The 21,995-nt window shown below is 33.7% G+C and carries 13 protein-coding genes and 1 CRISPR repeat array; of the genes, 5 read left to right on the forward strand and 8 right to left on the reverse strand.

The window, feature by feature from the left end:
• Positions 1-159 precede the first annotated feature (159 nt).
• Positions 160-1,845 carry a D-lactate dehydrogenase gene (dld, locus tag FC80_RS02150; protein ID WP_057828508.1) on the reverse strand — a complete coding sequence of 562 codons (1,686 nt, stop codon included), beginning with the start codon at positions 1,843-1,845 and terminating at the stop codon, positions 160-162.
• Positions 1,846-1,996: 151 nt separating this feature from the next.
• Between dld and FC80_RS02155 the strand changes: the two genes are divergently transcribed.
• Complete coding sequence (locus FC80_RS02155; RefSeq protein ID WP_057828509.1) at positions 1,997-2,902, forward strand: LysR family transcriptional regulator; 906 nt, start codon at positions 1,997-1,999, stop codon at positions 2,900-2,902.
• Positions 2,903-3,065: 163 nt separating this feature from the next.
• Here FC80_RS02155 and adhE read toward each other — a convergent pair whose 3' ends face one another.
• The gene (adhE, locus tag FC80_RS02160) at positions 3,066-5,738 is read right to left on the reverse strand and encodes a bifunctional acetaldehyde-CoA/alcohol dehydrogenase (RefSeq protein WP_235807227.1); all 2,673 of its coding nucleotides are present in this window, start codon (positions 5,736-5,738) and stop codon (positions 3,066-3,068) included.
• A gap of 269 nt (positions 5,739-6,007) precedes the next feature.
• Here adhE and FC80_RS02165 point away from each other — a divergent pair, with 269 nt between their 5' ends.
• Positions 6,008-7,219, forward strand: a complete 1,212-nt coding sequence (locus tag FC80_RS02165; protein ID WP_057828511.1) for an acetate/propionate family kinase — start codon at positions 6,008-6,010, stop codon at positions 7,217-7,219.
• Positions 7,220-7,249: 30 nt separating this feature from the next.
• A CRISPR array of direct repeats spans positions 7,250-9,662; the repeat unit is 36 nt; unit sequence GTTTTACTGATAGGAAAATGTTGAGAGTACAAAAAC.
• Positions 9,663-9,733: 71 nt separating this feature from the next.
• Here FC80_RS02165 and FC80_RS02170 read toward each other — a convergent pair.
• The 5 genes from FC80_RS02170 to FC80_RS02190 form a co-directional block, all read right to left on the reverse strand.
• Positions 9,734-10,765, reverse strand: coding sequence for a P-loop NTPase family protein (locus tag FC80_RS02170; RefSeq protein ID WP_057828512.1), 1,032 nt, complete (start codon positions 10,763-10,765; stop codon positions 9,734-9,736).
• Positions 10,762-11,061 (reverse strand): CRISPR-associated endonuclease Cas2, encoded by a 300-nt coding sequence (gene cas2 / locus FC80_RS02175; protein ID WP_057828696.1) that lies wholly within the window; start codon positions 11,059-11,061, stop codon positions 10,762-10,764. Before cas2 ends, FC80_RS02170 begins: the two co-directional genes overlap by 4 nt.
• Before the next feature lie 10 nt (positions 11,062-11,071).
• Positions 11,072-11,962, reverse strand: a complete 891-nt coding sequence (cas1, locus tag FC80_RS02180) for a type II CRISPR-associated endonuclease Cas1 (protein WP_235807221.1) — start codon at positions 11,960-11,962, stop codon at positions 11,072-11,074.
• Positions 11,963-12,195: 233 nt separating this feature from the next.
• Entirely contained in the window at positions 12,196-15,711 is a 3,516-nt protein-coding gene (cas9, locus tag FC80_RS02185) for a type II CRISPR RNA-guided endonuclease Cas9 (protein ID WP_057828514.1), read from the reverse strand.
• A gap of 197 nt (positions 15,712-15,908) precedes the next feature.
• A complete protein-coding gene (locus FC80_RS02190; protein ID WP_057828515.1) occupies positions 15,909-16,535 on the reverse strand; it encodes a DapH/DapD/GlmU-related protein in 627 nt (208 codons plus the stop codon).
• A gap of 295 nt (positions 16,536-16,830) precedes the next feature.
• Between FC80_RS02190 and FC80_RS02195 the strand changes: the two genes are divergently transcribed.
• Complete coding sequence (locus tag FC80_RS02195) at positions 16,831-17,070, forward strand: hypothetical protein (RefSeq protein WP_057828516.1); 240 nt, start codon at positions 16,831-16,833, stop codon at positions 17,068-17,070.
• A gap of 604 nt (positions 17,071-17,674) precedes the next feature.
• Here FC80_RS02195 and FC80_RS02200 read toward each other — a convergent pair.
• Positions 17,675-18,625, reverse strand: coding sequence for a LacI family DNA-binding transcriptional regulator (locus tag FC80_RS02200; RefSeq protein ID WP_057828517.1), 951 nt, complete (start codon positions 18,623-18,625; stop codon positions 17,675-17,677).
• Positions 18,626-18,776: 151 nt separating this feature from the next.
• Between FC80_RS02200 and FC80_RS02205 the strand changes: the two genes are divergently transcribed.
• A complete protein-coding gene (locus FC80_RS02205; protein WP_057828518.1) occupies positions 18,777-20,114 on the forward strand; it encodes an SLC45 family MFS transporter in 1,338 nt (445 codons plus the stop codon).
• Positions 20,115-20,140: 26 nt separating this feature from the next.
• Positions 20,141-21,820, forward strand: a complete 1,680-nt coding sequence (locus tag FC80_RS02210; RefSeq protein WP_057828519.1) for a glycoside hydrolase family 13 protein — start codon at positions 20,141-20,143, stop codon at positions 21,818-21,820.
• Positions 21,821-21,995: the final 175 nt, after the last annotated feature.

The following is a 21,995-nucleotide window of genomic DNA, read 5'->3' on the forward strand; positions in this document are numbered from 1 at the left end:
TTATATGTTGTGCAATTAAAAAAATAAAAAAACCTAATGCCGTGTGCTAGCATTAGGGTATATAGAGCATAAAAGTGTGTGTGTGTACTTCGTACGATTTATAGTATACTACTATAAATCAAATTTGTTAATAAATAATAATTATATGTTGAAGAAAAATTAATATTCTCCCCAATATTTGTGCATATTAGTTTTACCCACACCTGGATTAAAACTATTTGTGGGATCATTTTTCTTATAATGGGCTACTAAAGTAGGAGCTGCCTTATATAGATGACCTACATTATGTTCAGCAGGATAAATTGCTCCACGTTTATCCAACAATTTCAACATTTCCTCTTTTAATTCATGCGGGTCAACACCTGGTTTCAAAATATAATCTTGATGCATCACATGGTCCAAAAAATGCCCGTAGTACAATTTATGTTCAATCTTGTCTTCAATTTCTTTTGGAAGTTTTTCAAACCAATCATATTCATTACGACGTAAAGCAATATCAAGAGGTAAAATATCTGTGATTGTATCTTGAAAAACCTCTTGATAGCGAATCGCGATACCTGCTGTTACATATCGATGCAACTCAGCTCTTTTTGTTTCCTTTGCACTTGCTTCAAAATAGCCGCCTTTAGCTTCTTTGAAATATTCTCCTAGATATTTACGAGCTTCTTCTATGCCATCACCAGCCATTTTTAAAATCAAATAATGTTCATATTTATCATGAAATTCCTCAAGCCTTTTTGGCAATTGGTTAGGGAACAGCATCCCTACTTTTTGTAAAACTCGATCTGGAAAGTACGGTTTGAAGACAATCAGATGATCCAATATTCTTTCTGCCGTTGCTTTTAATGCAAATAAATAAGGAAGAAAGTCTGTTCCCAATTTATCAATAACTATCAATGAGTCCTTGCCATACTTCTTAGCCAATGTATATGCTTCACTATGCATATATTCTCCGGAAACTGGAAGATTAGCAAAATTTTTCATGATATGACGGCGAAGATCTTCAAGTACGTTAGGATTATTTGTTCCAATATAAAACACTTGGGATTCCCCGTCTTTAGGAAAGGTATCTAACCGTACTGCAAAAGTTGCTACCTTCCCTGCTGAACCAGACACTTCATATAATTGATGTGGATCTGCATTATATCTTGCCGGAGTATCTGCTTCAACATCGCGCACTCGTGCTTGATAGTTAGGAATGTGGCCATAATGATCTGCTTTTTTTACTGCATCAACATCAAAATTACGTTGCTCCAAATTTTTTAAAATCTCTTCAGGTGTTGCTCCAAGGTCAATTCCTAGATGATTAACCAAATGTAATTCGTCATTTTCATCAATACGCGCATACAAAGATAGTTCGGTATATGCAGGGCCTCTACGAATCAGCGCACCACCAGAATTATTACTAATCCCTCCAACTACTGAGGCACCTAATGTTGATGAACCAATTACAGAATGTGGCTCGCGATTTATAGGTTTTAATGCATTTTCTAACTTAAACAAGGTAGTTCCAGGAAATGCTAAAACTTGCTCCCCATGATTAATTAATTGGAGACTCTTAATTCTTCGACCACTAATAACTACAACCTCTCGATCATATCCGTGATCTGTCGGGATTGATCCTTCTGTTAAACTTGTATTGGAAGCTTGCATAATAATAATGATATTATTTTTGTGTAGAACTTCTAATACATGCCACAACTCCACCAAGGTTCCTGGAAATACTACTGCTAAGGCATCTCCTTGTCCAGAGCGATAGCCTTTACGAAAACGTAGCGACTTTGCTTTGTTCGTAATTACATGTTTTCTTCCAACGATTGTCGACAACTCTTCTACTACTACCATTTTTTCTCCCTCATTAAACCAAAATTTGTTTTAAGTATTCTCCACTTTAATAACTATGAAAAAAACATCTTATAGGATATATTATTAGTAAGTGTATAATCAAATTTAGCAAAACTCATAACTATAAGTTATTGAAAAGAGATTTTAAAAAATGAATATTCAAGATATTGAGTACTTTAAAAAATTATATGTACTAAAAAATTTCTCCAAGGTTGCAAAATTCTATAGTGTTAGTCAACCTGCTATTAGTAACTCTATTAAGCGACTTGAAACCTTATTTAATGCAAAATTAATGATTCGTGAATCAGCCCGCAAAGAGATTATTATTACTCCTGCTGGTGAACAACTTTTTCAACATTCTGTTACAATCCTAAATGAATTTGAAGCCGCAAAAAAAGAAATCAGCCGTTTAAATACAAAAACTTTTAAGCTTGGATTAGCTTCAGTTATTGAAAATACTTATTTTTATAAGCTAGCAGAAAAACTAAATACAAAAGGATTATTAAATCACATAAAAATTTATGAAGCAGGATCTAACAGTCTAAGAAAATCGTTGAAAGGTGGAAAAATTGATGCTGCATTAATTGGTTCTTTAGATATTGACAAATTGGCAGAAAGTGAAAGCAACGATTTAATTATTGAGAACTTTGCTTCAAGTAACTTTCATATTTTTGTATCAAAAAAACATCCTTTAGCTCAAAAAAAAGGAATTTATTTTTCTGCCTTAAAAGATGAAAACTTTGTACTATTAAACCAAAACTTTGTACATTTGAGAGTCTCACAAATTCTATCGAGTTCCAACAAAATAAATCTAAATGTTGTACTTGAAACAAACAATGTCGGCTTTTTAATGGATATGGTCTCCCAAAATGTTGGCATCACAATTCTATCTGAAGTTGTCCAAAACACTCACCCCGACATTGTAAGTATCCCATTATTAGACAAATTTCAGCCTCGACTAATTGCAAGTATCGCGTACCGCAAAAATCATTTTTTTACATCGGAGCAAGAAGAATTTCTTAAATTAATAAATAGTGAACTAAATTCTTCTGACTAGACTATGCCTCATACTCGAATTACTGATTAGTACCAATCACAGTATACGAGCGTCAATTAAATTTACTTATCTGCACTAAAAAATAACACCCTTTTTGACCACTTTGGCCTTAAGAGTGTTATTTTTAATGCTTTTGATTACAGAGTTGAATAACTAGTCCCTACTAAAATTGATCTTCTAATAATTGTTTTATTTCTTCTAAACTTGGCTGTCTAGGATTAGCTGGGGTACATTGATCGTTGTAGACCAAATCAATTAATTTTCCAAGTGATTTTTCGAAGTTCTCCTTTGTAACACCATTAGCAGATAGTGTAGGCTTTACTTCTACTTCATTCATCAGTTCATTTATTTTCTTACAAAGAGCTTCAACTAGTTGCGCATCGTTATTACCCTCTAAGCCAATAAAACGTGCAATTTCAGCGTAATCTCTTTGCCCACGATAGACTTCATATCGTGGAAATGGTGTTCTTTTGACCTTACCAACAACACCATTAAAGCGAATCACATGCTGCATTGCAATAGAAATTGCTAACCCATGAGGTAATCCGAATTCTCCTCCTGTTTTGTGCGCCAGTGAGTGATTTATACCTAAAAATGCATTGGCAAAAGCCATTCCCGCTAAACAAGCTGCATAATGCATATTCTCTCGGGCTTTTTCTCCAGCTCTTGTTGGATTTTTTGAATCAAATTTGTATGATAATGCTAAGTTCTCAAAAACTAATTTGATTGCCTGTAATGACCATGGGCGAGTGAAATCCGAAGCCATTACTGAAACGTAAGATTCAAGTGCATGTGATAACGTATCTAATCCTGACCATGCAACAGTTCTTTGCGGAACGGTCATCACAAATTCTGGATCCACAATTGCAATCTGTGGTGTTAATTCATAATCAGTCAACGGATATTTCACATGCGTTTTGTCATCCGTAATAACCGCATAAGGAGTAACTTCCGAGCCTGTTCCAGATGTCGTTGGAATTGTTATTAGTTGGGTATTTAATTGATGATGAAATTTGACAATTCTTTTTCTAATATCTATGAATTTTTGTTGTAAACGTGTAAACAATTCACTAACCTTTTCATAGCTATCTAAAAATCCATCTGGTTGATCAAGTGAATACTCATAAATAAATCGTGCGATTTTGGCAGCATCTAGTGCGGAGCCTCCTCCAAGTGCAATAATCGTATCTGGCTTAAATTGTCCCATTTGTTTTGCAATTTCAATTGTTTGCCCAAGTGTCGGATCGGGTTTTACAGTCCCGTAAATAGAGCTTTTAACCATTTTTTCACGTAATGCAAGTTGTTCATAGATTTTATCAACAAATCCGAATTTAACCATTCCTGGGTCGGCCACAATAAATACTCGTTTTATATCCTCAACCTCATCTTGCAAATACGAGATAGCATTTTTTTCATAGTAAATTTTTTCTGGCAAACGTACCCACTGTGGGCGATTTCGCCGCTTTGCAACAGTTTTAATATTCAATAAATCATTTGTTGATAAATTATGCGACAATGAGTTTTTCCCCCATGAACCAGTGCCAAGCGTCAGACTAGGCCGTAATGCATCAGTATAAATATCGCCAATTCCACCAATTGAATCCGGTTGATTTACCAAAATCCGAGCCGCCTTTGTCTGTTTTGCATATTCAGTAATGAATGGATCTGACTGCGAGCCAATTTGGATAGCTGCATTATGACCAGCTCCTTGATAATCTAATAAAGCGGTCACAATTTTTATCCCTTCTTGGCGGGTATGTGCCTTGTAAACTGAAAGAAGTGGTGATAATTTCTCAGATGATAATTTTTCTCCAATGTTTTTGGCATCAAGTTCAAATAACATAACATCTTTATCATTAGGTAAAGAAATCCCCGCTTCTTTAGCAATCCATGAAGCCGATTTACCCGCCACAGGACCATTCACACCATGGTTATCATTAAAAACAAAATCAGCAACCTTTTGGTAATCCTTTTTAGGAACAACATAAGCTCCCTTATTTTCCATCTTCTCTAACCATTGGGTATATATAGCTTCTTCAACAACAACCGAGTTTTCAGTTGCACAAATCATTCCATTATCAAAACGCTTTGATAACAATAAATCTTCCACTGCTCGATCTAAATCAGCTGTATGATCAACAAAAATTGCTCCATTACCTGCGCCAACCCCCATAGAAGGATTCCCTGATTTCAAAGCCGCATTCACCATCCCTGGCCCACCTGTTGCCAGTATCGAGGCAATTTTTGAATTACGAATTAAAGCTGTTGTGTTATCCAAGCTAGGAACTTCAATCCATTGGACGATATCTTTGGGTGCCCCTGCAGCAACTGCAGCATCATACAATATTTTGGCTGCATGTGCTGAACATTTTTGTGCTTGTGGATGAAAAGCGAAAATGATAACATTCCGTGTTTTTAATGCCATTAAAGTTTTGAACATCGTCGTTGATGTAGGATTAGTAGTTGGTACAATTCCGGCTAAGACTCCAAGTGGTGCGGCAATTCTAACTTGTCCCGCAACTTTATCCTCATTTATCACACCAACTGTTTTTTCATTTTTTATTAAATTGTAAATATTTTCAGTTGCAAAACGATTTTTTGTGTCTTTGTCTTCAACGACTCCTCTTTTTGTCTCAATAACTGCTTCATGTGCTAATTCTAGTGCCGCTTCAGAACCAGCAAGTGCTGCTGCTGCAACAATTCGGTCAACTTCGGCTTGCGAATACGTCGAATACAACTCCTCAGCAATTAAAGCCCTTTCAACCAAATTTTTTGTATATACTTCAGCTTGTTCATAGTGCTCTGCTTTTTCTTCAGGAGATACCGTCTTTTTCATTTTCTTTGTCATTGTCATGCGAAAATCCTCCTTAAATAAAAAATAATTGTGAAATAAATCACTAAATATATTACAAGGATATCCTACTCTTTTATATTGTGAAATTCAACACTTATACAAAAAAATAACTTATAACTCCAAACATCCACAATATTCCTCAATAATTACCTATAAACCACAGACACTATTGGTCAAAAATATAATTGACTTTTTTTGATTTGATGTTAGTCTATATTGTGAAATAAAACACATAAAAAAGAAGTGATCTTATGGAAAAAATTTTGTCAATTAATTCTGGAAGTTCTTCGCTAAAAATCAGCCTATTTTCCATGCCTACTGAAACTTGCCTCGCAAGAATACTCATTGATTACTCGAATCCAGTTAGCACAAACATGATTATCAGCTTACCTGGTAGCGAACCAATTCCATACACATATACTATGAAATCAACACCTGTAGCTCTCGTAATTTCATTACTAAAAAAATATAATGTCATCAAAAATCCTAAAGAGATTGTGGGAATCGGCCATCGAATTGTTGCTGGGGGAGAAATATTCAAAAAGTCTATTACATTAACTCCAGATATGCTTATACAGCTACAAAGCATTCATGATTTAGCGCCTTTGCACAATCCTGCAAATATAGCAGGAATTCAAGATGCAATGAACCTACTACCGGATTGCCCACAAGTTGCAGTCTTTGATACATCCTTTTTTAGTGATTTACCTCCTGAAAATTATTTGTATGCCTTGCCCTTAGATTTCTATCGCGATTATCACATCAGAAAATATGGGGCACATGGTACTAGCCATCGTTTTGTTGCACAACAAGCAGCCTCCTTACTTGGGTATTCCTTATCAAGTTTAAAGTTAATTACCCTTCATCTAGGATCAGGTGCATCAATTGCCGCAATTAGGTATGGTAAAAGTATTGATATTTCTATGGGCTTTTCTCCTTTAACTGGATTATTGATGGGAACACGTTGTGGTGATATCGATCCTTCTGCATTAGCCTTTTTAATTAAAAACCAAGCATTCTCCAGTATCGATGATTGTATGGAAACTTTAAATAAAAAATCTGGTTTACTTGGCATATCAGGTATTAGTTCAGATATTCGAAAAATTGAGGCACATATAGAAGATAATCATCAAGCCAAACTAGCAATTAATATGTTTGTCAAAAAAATTTGTGATTATCTTGGAGCATATTGGTTAGAATTGGGGGGTGCTGATGCACTTGTATTCACTGGAGGCATTGGGGAAAATGATTGCTATATTCGAAAATTGATTTGCCAAAAATTAACTTGTCTAGGAATTGGTATTAATTCAGCTAATAATAAAAATCAAGAAGCTCCATTTGATTTTGCTAATTACAACAGTAAAGCTCGATTACTAGTTATTCCTACAAATGAAGAATTGATGATTGCCCGTGACACCTATGAACTGATAAGGCGAAAAGAAGATGTTATGGATACCGTATGATTTTTCTATTCTTATATTCCTATAGACCCTGTTTTACTGATAGGAAAATGTTGAGAGTACAAAAACCACTGAACCGCAATTCTACAAGTTGGCAATGTTTTACTGATAGGAAAATGTTGAGAGTACAAAAACCACTCAAAAGCTCACCATTATTTTTATCATGTTTTACTGATAGGAAAATGTTGAGAGTACAAAAACCGAGCTTATCAATCCATTCTTCTTTGAACCGTTTTACTGATAGGAAAATGTTGAGAGTACAAAAACCATAAAGTGAATTCGAATTGCCCTCTTTTCGTTTTACTGATAGGAAAATGTTGAGAGTACAAAAACTACCTGTAAAATAAATGAAGCCATTATTTTGTTTTACTGATAGGAAAATGTTGAGAGTACAAAAACGAGCAATGGACCAAAATGAGGTCAAAATTGGTTTTACTGATAGGAAAATGTTGAGAGTACAAAAACTATCCAACTTGGCATACTATCATTTTACGAGTTTTACTGATAGGAAAATGTTGAGAGTACAAAAACTACAGCTATGATCTAAATGAAGTTAAAAATGTTTTACTGATAGGAAAATGTTGAGAGTACAAAAACAAGATGAAAAGACGCAAATTGCCAAAGCAGGTTTTACTGATAGGAAAATGTTGAGAGTACAAAAACAGTCCACGTGGTGCATATGTCCTTCCAAAAGTTTTACTGATAGGAAAATGTTGAGAGTACAAAAACTAGCGACGGAAGTGTATATACTATTCATTCGGTTTTACTGATAGGAAAATGTTGAGAGTACAAAAACTCTGCAGCTGCAATTGAAATAGGATTACCAGTTTTACTGATAGGAAAATGTTGAGAGTACAAAAACTATACCTACTGTTCAAATCATCAATTCTGTGTTTTACTGATAGGAAAATGTTGAGAGTACAAAAACATAAGTTAAAGTTGACTAACATATTCTCAAGTTTTACTGATAGGAAAATGTTGAGAGTACAAAAACAGACATAAAGAGAACGACTTGCTTTATTACGTTTTACTGATAGGAAAATGTTGAGAGTACAAAAACTTATGGTAACATTAATACTATCATGTTTTAGTTTTACTGATAGGAAAATGTTGAGAGTACAAAAACTTTAAAACGGGAACTAAAGCTTCGTATGCTGTTTTACTGATAGGAAAATGTTGAGAGTACAAAAACATAAACAAATCAAGTTAGACAAGCAGTTATGTTTTACTGATAGGAAAATGTTGAGAGTACAAAAACTAGGATTGGTGTCGGGATAATCTGCTGTGTGTTTTACTGATAGGAAAATGTTGAGAGTACAAAAACACACACGTCATCAGATTTTAAGGTTCTCATGTTTTACTGATAGGAAAATGTTGAGAGTACAAAAACTAAACTGTCTTGGCTGAAACAATATTCCCAGTTTTACTGATAGGAAAATGTTGAGAGTACAAAAACGGACTGCAATATAATTATTAACATCTTTTTGTTTTACTGATAGGAAAATGTTGAGAGTACAAAAACAATTGGTCGGGTGGAGTTTTGCTTAAAAGCGTTTTACTGATAGGAAAATGTTGAGAGTACAAAAACGGTCAAAAGAATCATCTAAAACAGCAGCATGTTTTACTGATAGGAAAATGTTGAGAGTACAAAAACTGGCTGATAGAATGGAAATTTGAGCTTTTAGTTTTACTGATAGGAAAATGTTGAGAGTACAAAAACCGACACGCACTAAAAACAAATGAAGTCACTGTTTTACTGATAGGAAAATGTTGAGAGTACAAAAACGGTACTATTAAATTTTTGAACGGCATCTGAGTTTTACTGATAGGAAAATGTTGAGAGTACAAAAACGTGTCAAGAGAAACTGAATATATCTTGAAGGTTTTACTGATAGGAAAATGTTGAGAGTACAAAAACACTCATTATCCTTCAAAAATGTATACCACAGTTTTACTGATAGGAAAATGTTGAGAGTACAAAAACATATTATCTCATGCTTAAAATTATGGATATGTTTTACTGATAGGAAAATGTTGAGAGTACAAAAACACAAACTGGAGAAACGACCAAACAACATCAGTTTTACTGATAGGAAAATGTTGAGAGTACAAAAACAAGTTATTAATGAAGCCAAAAATATAAGTGGTTTTACTGATAGGAAAATGTTGAGAGTACAAAAACAGTATGATGATGTTTATGTTAAAGAGTTAAGTTTTACTGATAGGAAAATGTTGAGAGTACAAAAACTAGGGTCTGTCGTAGACATATAATTAGTAGGTTTTACTGATAGGAAAATGTTGAGAGTACAAAAACACCTGAGACTTGGATTAAGTCTAACCCATTGTTTTACTGATAGGAAAATGTTGAGAGTACAAAAACTAACAACATATAGATTATTTCCATCATCAAGTTTTACTGATAGGAAAATGTTGAGAGTACAAAAACCTCAAATCAAGAAATACTCGAATCTACTTTGCAGGAGGCTGGCCTTGAACATTCTTATAAATTCGTCAATCCTAAGATTCCAAATAGGCTCGCTCAGCATCTGTTAATTCTTTTACTTGGGAATTGAATTTCAAACTGCTAAACCCCAAAATATCATTAATTACTTTTAACAATACTATATATTCATATGATTTTCCAGTGGCATTGATATCATTACCGATGCAAGATATAATTTCAAAAAAAGCGCTGCAGAGTTCTTCATCCGTCATCCTTAACGTTGCTGGATAATGATTCATGACGCTACTCTTAAAATTTTCAAACTCTGGCATTTGGCATACTTCATTCGTTAAAATCACTGTATTTGGAATATCTTCTAAGTCATAATTTAAGTTGAGTGACTCTTCACCAACTATAAATATGTGAAGTAAACCCGTATCATCAGCCATCTTAGTCAATCCATCTATTAAAACTTGTGAGCTTTCCAAAGAAAGAAAACTCGCTATATTAATTAAAACTACCCATGTCTCTTTCAAATCTCTCGCTAATTTATCTTTCAGCAAAAGTAGGTATTCATCTATCAATTCATTAGCATCCATCATCTCCAAAGGAAATTCATGACTTTGATCAACATATGATAAAAACATGTTATTTTTCATTAGCTCAGCGTATGTTAGCTCTGCAACATTTGAAGAAATATTATCTGATATCTTACCCAGTTTTTCATTAAATATAAGTTCGATTTTTAATAAATGATCTTCAATCTTTGACAATTCCCTATTTATTTCAACATTTTCAGACATTGCAGAAAGAAAATCTGTCATCAAACTTAGCTTATCAAAACTAACTTCATTATAAATGGAAGAACTATCTTGTAGAAAATGAATATCAATTGATCCAGGCTTAAGTAATTGCTCGTCACGATATATTTCTATTCCATTTTCACCATATACCAACTCTTCTAGCTCATTCAAATTCTTTTTGTTACTAAATCGCTTTAAGCTGCGCACCAATTCATGTGCCAATTTTTGATTATGACCATAGAAAAATAACCTTTGAGACTCATCAAACTCAATAAACTGGTTGTCTTCAATTTCAATCTTCATATAATCACCATTTTGTTATTCCCAATAACGACTTCTTGCGGAGATTTTTCTCCCGTCAAAAACCTTCGTTCTTCAAATTGCTTTTCAGAGACATACATTAATTCAACCAACCCATTTTCTGGAGTTACTCTTTTAAGTTGCTCTTCATATTTACTCAATTGACTTCTATTGGGTAATGTGCGGACATATACAGACTCTTGTATCATTATAAATCCTAGTTCAATAAGTCGTTTTCGAAATATCCGATAATGACGCAACTCTGTCTTTGAAACCATTGGCAGATCAAAAAAACACATTAATCGCAATTTATTGTACACCTCTCATTCCCTCCAATGTTATCGCCAATAATTCTTTATCTCTACCATACTGCATTAATTTAATAAAAGAATTCACATAATCAAGCATCACTATATCGATCGTCGTCTTTCGACCTTTATGGCTGTATGATTGATTCATAAAGTTTATCAAATCACAGCGCATCTCCCAACTAAGATACTTTTTATATTTTGGCAAAAGTTTATCTACAATGTACCAATCCATTAATGGACGAAAGGGTTCCATTAAATCATCAACTAAATTAAATGAATTAAACTCATTACGATGAAAGACTCCAAGTGTTGGTATTAATCCCAGACTGGTAACCAAACGCGCCATGTATGCACGAATAATTGTGTAACCGTAGTTCATTGCATCATTTTGAAGACAATCTTGTTCACGTGTAAAATCTTGCCCGTATAAACTGTTAAAATATACTTTGGCACAGTGCCCCTCACGATTAGTTATATCGGCAAACTGAATATTAGCAATTAACTCTTCCATCTTGTTGATTCGTTCTTTTTCAAGATTACAAGCGATTAATACATCCTTCTGATTGATCATCTTCTGACTAATAATTCTTGTCCATGCTTCTTTTCGCAAAACTTCATCCCATGAAATTTGTTCAAGATTTCTTTTGGCAGTTCGATGATATTGACCAAATCCCATATAAACTCCGCACGGCACGTATTTATTATCACACACAATTACTGCGATATTGTACTGTGCAAATTTCGCTAATAATCTAGTTGTTAACGTCAATATTTTTCCTTCCAACGTAACAGTAGCAATATCCGAGAGCGGTACTATATATTTTTGTCCTGCCTTTTCAATTTGTAGATTATCTAATTTCAATCTTAAATAATCACCATCTTTAACCATGATATTTCTCCAAGTCATTATGTCTCCTTTCAGTATTATAAATTTTTGTATACAAAAAAACTGCCATAAAGGCAGTCATTTCGGCATAAAGCCTTATCTTTGTAGATTCTCAATCATTTTCCTATCAATAAAACGATTGAACAATACACTCCGTCGAGTGCAGCAGTCCGTCGACTACATTGATAGTTTAACATCATTATTATACTTTTACAACTATTTAAAAATATTTTTTTCTATAAATCTAATTTAGGTTCATTCGATTCTTTCGCGGTATAGTATAGATTACCTAAGATATCAGTATTCACCTTATAAATTTGGTACCCTTTTCTAGCCATTTTCTTGATTAATCTCTTATTTGATGTCTTTCCATAAAAACTAGCTTCCTCTGCATCATCAAAATTCGTCTTAAAAATTGGCTTCATTTCAACGTATCCTTCTGATGTTTCATTTCTAGAACCAAATAGGAGATCTATTTTTTCACCGGCTTCATTAATAATTCTTACACGATCATTTCTATACAAACTAAACTTGAATTCACTCTCTTTGCTGATTGGTTTCCAAGCAGGTACACCGTCTGTATAGCCATACTTAAGCTTTTCATACGCTTCTCGAGTAATTCCATAAACACCTTTTGTGAACTTTAAATCAGAATATTTTAAACCAAGCAGTTCATATTGTTGTGTTTCATTATTATAATAAACATCAGTTCTCCAAGGTTTCAAGCTCTGTAAGATTACCTTATTATTAGCATTAACTGGTGTTATATCAATATGATTTCCAAGTTTTGAATCATAATACTTTATGCTTACTACTTTCGGGCCATTATTGTGTTTAGCATATTTAGTAATGAAGCCATTTTCACGAAAATAAAGTTTAAATGGCGAAACTTTAACCCGCTTAACTTTCCCATCTAACTGACTAATTTCTTCATAATCTGGGTAGGTATTCATGATTTCAACTAATTTCTCCCATGTTTTTGGATCATTTTTCTGCATTAAAAATTTGATATCATCTTTTTTAGAAGATTCATCATAAAGTTTTTTGAATTTTTCAAAGTTAGTTACATCATAAATATCTTTAATAGTTCCGATAACATACTCTTCTTCTTTAGCCGTTACCTTTTTACGAACTATTTTTTCAGTTTTTTTAATACGTGTACTATAAATTGTTTGATTAGCAACTGTCCGATTTGCTTTTTTATCGACATGATGACTAAATTTCACCGGATTTTCTGGATTTTCAATATTATTTGCCAGCTCAACTTGTTTAAATAACGGAAAATTATAGATTTCATCAACAAGTTTTTCGAACTTCTCGTTTTTTATAATAGGTGCCTGAATCACTGATTTTTCCTCGATTACGTCCCCATTTAAAGAGGCCTTCCCATATTGTACTATTTCTCCAGTTTCTTTATCGACATCAATCAATTTTATCGCTCTATCGAAAGCTCTCAATAGTGGGAAACTTGCAATAATGCTGGCATCAATCGCATGGTGATGATGTGTATCACGAGTTTTCCTTAGTCCCCCAACATTATTCCATTTTCTTCGCATTTGAGAAGTCCATTTTCCACGTACAACTTTGACCTTTGTCGGTAAATCATTTGATTTAAAAAATGAATAAAACTCATCTAATACTGTCCGTGCAGCATATCTCGTATCATTAAGATTTCTCTGAATAAAACTACGTTGCGTAATAATATCAGTAAGATCTGTCTCATTTAACAAATTATCAACTTTGTTTTTTGAATACTTCTTATTATTTTTAACCCTATTAGTATATTCATTCTTGCTTTGACCAAAACCACCACCATTATTTATCCAACCCAAAGGAGTTTGTTTTTCTTTAGCTTGATTACATTGGCTATGAACTAGCACTTTATTATTTTGTGAATCATCATAACTAACGGAAATTGGAATAATATGATCAACTTCAAAATTATCGTTATTATTAATTAGTTGTGTTGCTTCGATTATTTTCCCACAATATGGACAATAAGTTTCTTGTTGATACCAATACCTAACCTTTTGCGAAAGTCCTTTAAACTTACGGTAATGTGCAATTAATGCTGAATCCGAAATTCCTAGTTTATGCTTTACTAGATTATCAGCAGCCTCTTTTTCAGTCTCATTAGCTTTTTGTAGCTTTTGAATTTTCCTTTTTTCATCTTCTTCATTATCATCACGAGGCAATTCAATAACAACATGCTCAATATTATTTTTTCCTATCTCTTTAGATATTGCATTGAAAACTTTGATTGCTTCTCTTGTTGACTTTGCAACAACCGGATTAAATATTTCTGATGCAATTTTTTCAGCAGGTATCTTTTTCAATCCGCGGTATTTCTCATTATCTGATTTCATTAACCCCATCCGAGTTAATATTGTCATTTGCTCTTCACTAGTATTCAATAATTCAGGAATAAGCATGTTTAATGTTTGATAGGAAAAACTATGCCATGTAGCTCGCCCATCTACTAAAAAATCTTTATTCTTATCAATAACTAGTTCTTTCATCTCATCAGTTATATCTAACTGGACTTTGTCTAACTGTTTTCGGATTTCTGCTTTTTCCGTATTAAGAGTTAAAATATCGGCAATTTGGTCAAAAACAGTTGGATTTAACTCATTCGCCTCAATATTTATAGTTGCCAAAGCTTTCCTAATTTTTCGATATCCTGCTAATGTATGAATAACTTTTTTTTCAGACTTATCTTGTCTAAATCCAGTAATTTCCTCTTTTTTGCAACCAATAATTTTACAAATTTGGGATATTCCAAAAACTCCATCTGTAGTTTTAGCTGCTTTGATTATTTCTTTTTTTGTGCTTGTTGTTAATTTGCCATCTTCTGTATTAGAAACATGCAAATTATTTAAATCATTTAATAAATTGTAAACCTGTGCAGTCAAACTTGATGCTGATGCTCTTTTTTCACCATTAATCTTATCCGTTCCAATGAGTTCAGCAAACAAATTATCTAATGTTCGTCCATCACTTTTATATATTCCATAATCAGTACGTGATTTCTCATTACCTGGTCCAATAAAATAATCTCTTTTGCGGCTAACTAATTGATCCACTTGTTCCATGAATGAATTCGTAATTTCAGAATAAAATTCTTGTTGCTTAATCATGATTTTATTTGCTTCATCACGATATGCAGAAGATGGAAAAACATTCAACAATGAAACATCTTCAGCCTTTTTAACTTGTCCATGGACCTGGTTAAACTCAATGAGTCTTTCTAACTGAATTTGACCAACCGTTTTTTCACGAAGTAATTGTCTATTAATATTGATTGAATTTTTATAATCGCTAACTCCGCTTGTCCCATCATCTTCCAAATCTCCTAAGTCATAAGAAATACCACGATGCTTAATGATATGATGTAATACAACTGCTAACTCTTTTTTAGATAGTTTCTCCGTTATTCCTTTAACTCGTAATTCATAAGGATTAGCGTTAATTTGGAAATCGATATCATAATATTCATAACCATTTGAATCAATTTTTTTTAAATCAGAGAAAAATGTTTCTCCCAATAATTTCTTTAAATCTGTTAATCTATTCTTGCGACGTCTAATCAATCGTCTTATCCCACGAAAACCGCGTCTTTCTTGATTTCCTGCCGCATTTCCAGATGGAAAAATTCTACTTCCAAGATTCACAATTTGTTTTGTCTCAATATCAATAATTGCCCAACCAACTGAAGAAATTCCAATATCTAACCCCACACTATATTTAGCCATTCAGCATAATCCCCCCAATATTTTATTTAACATATTTTATCATACTTTATTAATGTAATAAATGAATTTGTAAATAAAAAGAAGACTTCACTTTTTATCAAGAAGTCTCCTTTTTTCACCTATACAATTTTGATGCAAATTTAGTTTTCTGCGTCAATTATCAACATCTAACATTCTTAATGTGTCCAATTATAATTTTACAAAGACAAATGTTTTTTTACAAATTCCTCAACTGGTAACCTAAAATCTAGATAACATTCCTCCAACTTTTGTCTCGACCAGTCCCACCATGCAATTTGTTCTAAATCTGTTTTTATCTCGTCTGGGAATCGATTCTTAATTACTTTTGCTGAAACACCACCAACAATCGTATATGGTTCAACATCATGTGTAACTACAGCTCCTGAACCAATTACAGCTCCATCACCAACAGTTAATCCGGTTTGAATAATTGCACCATGACCAATCCAGACATCATTTCCGATTGTTGTTCTAATTTGTTTACGTGTCTTCAAATATTCACTATCTTTTTGTGCAAAACCATATGCTTCACCATTATAAGCAAAAATATGCTGGGCAACCCGATTATATGGATGATTAGTAGGCCCAATCCTCACTTGCGCAGCAATACTAATAAATTTTTTTAAATCGCTATTTTGCATAAAACAATATTGTCCAGTGTAGTTATAGTCACCAATCACACAATTATCAACTAAATTATTCTCGCCTAGCTCAACCCACTGTCCAAAAGTTGTATTTTTTATCTGGCTTCCTCTTCCAATCGTTGGTTCATCTTTGGATAATTTTGGAAATTCAATATGCATAATTCATGCCTTCTTTCTTAATAACTTACACCTTTTTTATTGGTAAAGTAATTATAATTCATTGCTTAAATATATACAAAATAAAAAAAGGCACAAAGCAGTCAGATTATTAATAATCTACTTCTCAGAAAATTTGTTAACTGTTTGGGAATTTAACAGCACTATTTCAACTAATTAAAAATTTCATTTACAACTTATCTATTCTTTGCTAGCATTAGGATGTTTCATTGTTTAATTAAACTTTTGAGCTTCACCAATAAAATAACTATACAACATCCAGAGTAGGAGTAATATTATGGCAATAAAAACAAAAAATGTAGTCGTTAATGATTGGGAAATTACTACTAACCAAGATAGTAATGTACTTGTCGGAGACTCAGATGTGGTTGGCGTTACTAATCCAACCGATATTACAGATGTGATTATAATTACTTTAAAAGGTAGCGAAGTTGAATTAGGACATACGTTTTTCGGTGCTAAGATCTCAATTTCAACAAATAAAAAAATCAAAGTATTATTTGATGATGAAGAATAGCACTTCCACATAACCATCCCGCAAAATTATGATATTAATAATATAAAACTTTCTTTCCCATAGTTTGGATTAATAATCCGAAAGCTATGCGAAAGAAAGTTTTTTGGTGTAGTTATCTTATATCTTTTAAAATTTCAGACTCTATACTCTTACTTTTGATAACTTATAGAAGTAACACTTTACTAAAAAGACTGCATTAAATTTGCAAAATCGATCTTAGAATACACCTAACTCGACCAATAACGTACGGACGTCAATTGTTTAGCCAGGAAAAGCATTGATAATATCGAATTTTACAGTATGCAAGCAAATATCTATCACTCTAACCTACACAATTCTTAAAAATAAGTGTTGATTAAAAAAAGGTTGAAAAAAGATGTATTTGTATTGGTTTAACCATATTCCACTTAGGAGATGTTTTACATGAAGAATGAAAAGCTTGAAGCTGAAATGTTGGATGACTTGGAACTTTCTATTGAGGAGGCAAAACAAAATCTTCTAAAATGTCTTTGTCTTGCCAACTGTTAAAAAGTGAAAATTAGTTAACTAGTTAACAGCTATACTACCGAGACTTTGAAAGCATTTTTTCATGACCGCATTAGATTCAATTCTCTTCTAATGCTCGGGTTGTTTGTGCAATTGATAAGTGTGGAGGAATTAAAGTTGATTTTCCAGGTCGTTTTTCAATCATTCCTAACAGCAGTTCAACCATTACTTGAGCTATTTTTTTAAGTGGTTGCTGTACCGTGGTTAAGTGTTGTAAAGAAATCTGATTAATAAATACGCCATCAAAGCCAGTTACTCCAATGTCATCAGGTATCTTAATATCCAAGTGTAAAAGTTCTTGTAAAGCTCCAATTGCAATTCGATCAGTTGCCGCAAGAATCGCACTATTTTTAGCTATAATTAATTGCCTGATTAAGCTAGCTGCTGTCTGTTGAGTATTATCGATTCGAAAAATAGTTGGCGTTTTATTTAATTCCGTCATGGCTTGCAAATACCCTTCTTCACGCGAAATCGCAAATGTCTCACTTAAATCAAGTCCAAAATAAAGCAAGTTTTGGTAACCACATTTTGCTAAATAGTGTGTCATTTGATAGGTTCCTTGAAAATTATCAATATCAACATATTTAATCGTTTTATCAAGCTGACCATAAGATACGATTGGGTCAGATGACTTGGTTAATAATGGCAAGTCTTGTTGTCTTGCACCACTAACAAAGGTTCCATCAACTTGACTAGAATGATCAGTTAAATCATGACTAATCTCCAGTGTATAACCTTTTTCACGCAAATAGTCTGCAATATATAACAATAGTTTGGCATAGTATGGATCGACTTGTTGAATATCTTCTAAAATTAGAAATCGAATCGCAAATTGACGCTGTTGTGATAAGGCTTGTCCAACTCGACTAGGCTTATAACCTAACTTGTTAATAGTTTGCTGAACAGCTTGTCTAACTTCATCTGAAACCTGTTCAGGATGATGCAACACTCTTGAGACTGTCATCATTGAAACATGTGATTCTTTGGCAACATCAGCCAATGTTATCATAAGCCTCACCTCCAAAATTATTTTACTATACTTTGTTAGCCGAAAAATATTGTTAACGCTAACATGTTTTTAAGCGTTTTCAAAGAAAAAGCAGCGTGCTACAATTTATTCATGAAATCGATTTCAACTATTTATTTTAGGAGTATATACAATGGAAAACAAAAATAAAAATACTTTGCCTAATTTGCCATTATCCACCATTTGGATGTTAAGTTTTGGTTTTCTCGGAGTTCAAATGGCGTTTTCTTTACAAAGTTCTCAAATGGGAAGAATATTTCAAACACTTGGTGCAGACCCCACAAAGCTTGGCTTCTTCTTTATTTTACCCCCATTAGCAGGAATAGTTGTCCAACCTATTGTTGGCTATTTATCTGATCGAACATGGAGTAAACGCTTTGGTCGACGAATGCCTTACTTGCTAGTTGGTGCTTTAGTCTCAGTTATTGTAATGTTTTTATTACCAAATTCAGGCAGTTTTGGTTTCAAAACTTCAACTGCCTTATGGTTTGGTGCAATCGCTATTTTGTTTATGGATTTGAGTTCAAATGTTGCTATGCAGCCATTTAAGATGATTGTTGGTGATATGGTCAACGAAAAGCAAAAATCATATGCATATTCAATTCAAAGCTTTTTGTCCAATACCGGTTCTGTTTTAGCAACCATTTTCCCTTATCTTTTGACAGCTATTGGTGTTGCTAATACGGCAACTGCTGGTCAAGTTCCTGACTCAGTTCGAATTTCTTTTTATGTCGGTGCAGTTATCTTAGTAATCTTTTCCTTAATTTCTGTCTTTTCAGTTCATGAATATGACGATGATACTTACAAAAAATATCATGGCGTAGCTTTAAATGAAGACAACGCTAATGAAAAAAACAAAAGTATGCTGCAATTATTAAAAGAAGCACCCAAGACTTTTTGGACTGTTACTTTAACGCAGCTTTTCTGTTGGATGGCTTTCCAATATCTATGGACTTATGGTGCCGGCAGTGTCGCAGCAACAGTCTATCATGCTTCCAATCCGGCTAGTTCCGGCTATCAAGCAGGTGCCAACTGGTTTGGAATTTTGTCAGCCGTTTATGCAGTTGCTGCTGTTATCTGGTCACTAGTTTTATCAAGAATTCCGGCTGGTAAAAATAAAATTGGCTACACCCTATCATTGTTTTTAGGCGCAATTGGTTTTATTTCAGTTTTCTTCATTCATTCACAATTTGGTTTATTATTCTCATTTATCCTGATTGGTATCTCATGGGCTGGCATGATGGCTTATCCTTTCATCATGGTTACCAATGCACTTGACGGTTATTCACATATGGGAACTTACCTTGGCCTATTCAATGGTTCAATTTGTTTACCACAAATTGTTGCCTCGGTCGCTTCGTTTGCAATTTTCCCAGCAGTTGGCAGCAAATTTCCCGCAATGATCTTAATCTCAGGAATTTTAATGTTAATTGGTAGTCTTTCAGTTTCATTAATTAAAGAAAAAATCTAAGATAGAAAAAAGGAGAGTTTATTTAGATGACAAATACTCGTTGGTGGAAAAATGAAATTGTCTATCAAGTCTATCCACGTTCGTTTCAAGATACAAATAATGACGGAATTGGTGATCTACAAGGAGTCATTCAACATTTAAACTATCTAAAATCACTGGGAGTTACCATGATTTGGCTTTCTCCCGTCTACCAATCACCGATGGTTGACATGGGATACGATATTTCCGATTACCAAGCTATTGATCCTCAGTTTGGTACTATGGCTGATTTCGACCAACTGTTAGTCGAAGCTAAAAAAAGAGGAATCAAACTGATTATGGATTTAGTTGTCAACCATACCTCGGATCAACATACTTGGTTCAAACAAGCCTTGGCCGATTCGAGCAGTCCTTATCGCAAATATTATATCTTCAAAAAAACTACCGATGGAAAAGTTCCGAATAACTGGCGCAGTATTTTCGGCGGCTCCACTTGGACAGAAGTTCCAAATGAACCAGGAACCTACTATTTTCACACATTTGCTTCGCAACAACCGGAACTAAATTGGGAAAATCCTAAATTGCGGCAAGCAATTTATCAAATGATTAATTGGTGGCTCGATAAAGGAGTTGCTGGTTACAGAATTGATGCAATTACTCACCTAAAAAAGGATCTTGATTGGGCTAGTCTACCATCAGATGGTGATGATGGTCTAGTTGCTGTAACAAAAAAAGGGCAAAATCGACCTGGCTTAAGTAAGTTTCTTGATGAGTTAAAGGCTGCTACTTTTGATAAATATGATGCTGTTACGGTAGGGGAAGCCTATGGTGTTCCAGCTGATGATTTACCACAATTTATTGGCCCTGATGGCTATTTCTCGATGATTTTTGATTTCAGTTACCTGAATATTGATATTGAAAATGTTGACGAATGGTATCGTGGTAAAACTGATTGGTCAATTAAGGAGTTAAAAGCCACTATCTTTTCAGCTCAAAAATCAATTAAACAAGCTGGTGGCTGGACGGCCAATGTCTTAGAAAACCACGACCAGCCTCGCGTATTATCAAAACTAATTCGTAACAAAACTGAGCAAACTCCGCAAGCTGCCAAGGCTTTAGCAACCATGTATTATTTCTTACCAGGAGTTCCATTCATCTACCAAGGTCAAGAAATTGGCATGAAGAATTTTCAGCGAACTAAAATTTCTGAATTTAATGATGTTTCATCAATTAATAATTATCAAATGGCTCTCAACGTTGGCTTTCAGCCACAACAAGCACTCGAACTTTTAAATGATCGTTCTCGTGATAATGCGCGGACTCCAATGCAATGGAATAATACCAACTTTGGCGGTTTTTCGAAGACTCAACCTTGGTTGGAAATGGGAAATGATCGTCAAAAAATTAACGTATCAGATGAAAATTTAGATTCTACATCTGTGCTGAACTTCTATCGAGCAATGGGACAATTGCGGCATAACCTACACTATCAGTCAACATTAATCGATGGTAGCTTAATTGAACTCCCGGCTCCTGAGGATGTCATCGCCTATCAACGTCAACTAAGAAAACAAATAATTAGTGTTTTTGTTAATTTGTCTGCTGAAAGTCAAAAAGTCCCCCTTCCTATCGGCTCACTTATACTTAACAGTCAAACCAAATTAGCTCAAGATGCTACTAATTTAATTTTAAATCCGTATCAAGCGGTTATTTTTGAAACAGATTAAAATTTTCAAATGGTAACTACAAAGACAAGTTTTTTAACTTTGCAGTTACCATTTTTCTAATACGTTAAATAAGCCATGGCCCCTTTGCGGGAAGCCATGGCTTTTAACATTTATTATCTTTTGTTATTAAAGTTTTTCTTTGCTTACAATGTTCAACTTCTCATCCAAGTCATAA

Origin of the sequence: Liquorilactobacillus cacaonum DSM 21116 (assembly GCF_001436735.1) — a bacterium.
Classification (GTDB): Bacteria; Bacillota; Bacilli; order Lactobacillales; family Lactobacillaceae; genus Liquorilactobacillus; species Liquorilactobacillus cacaonum.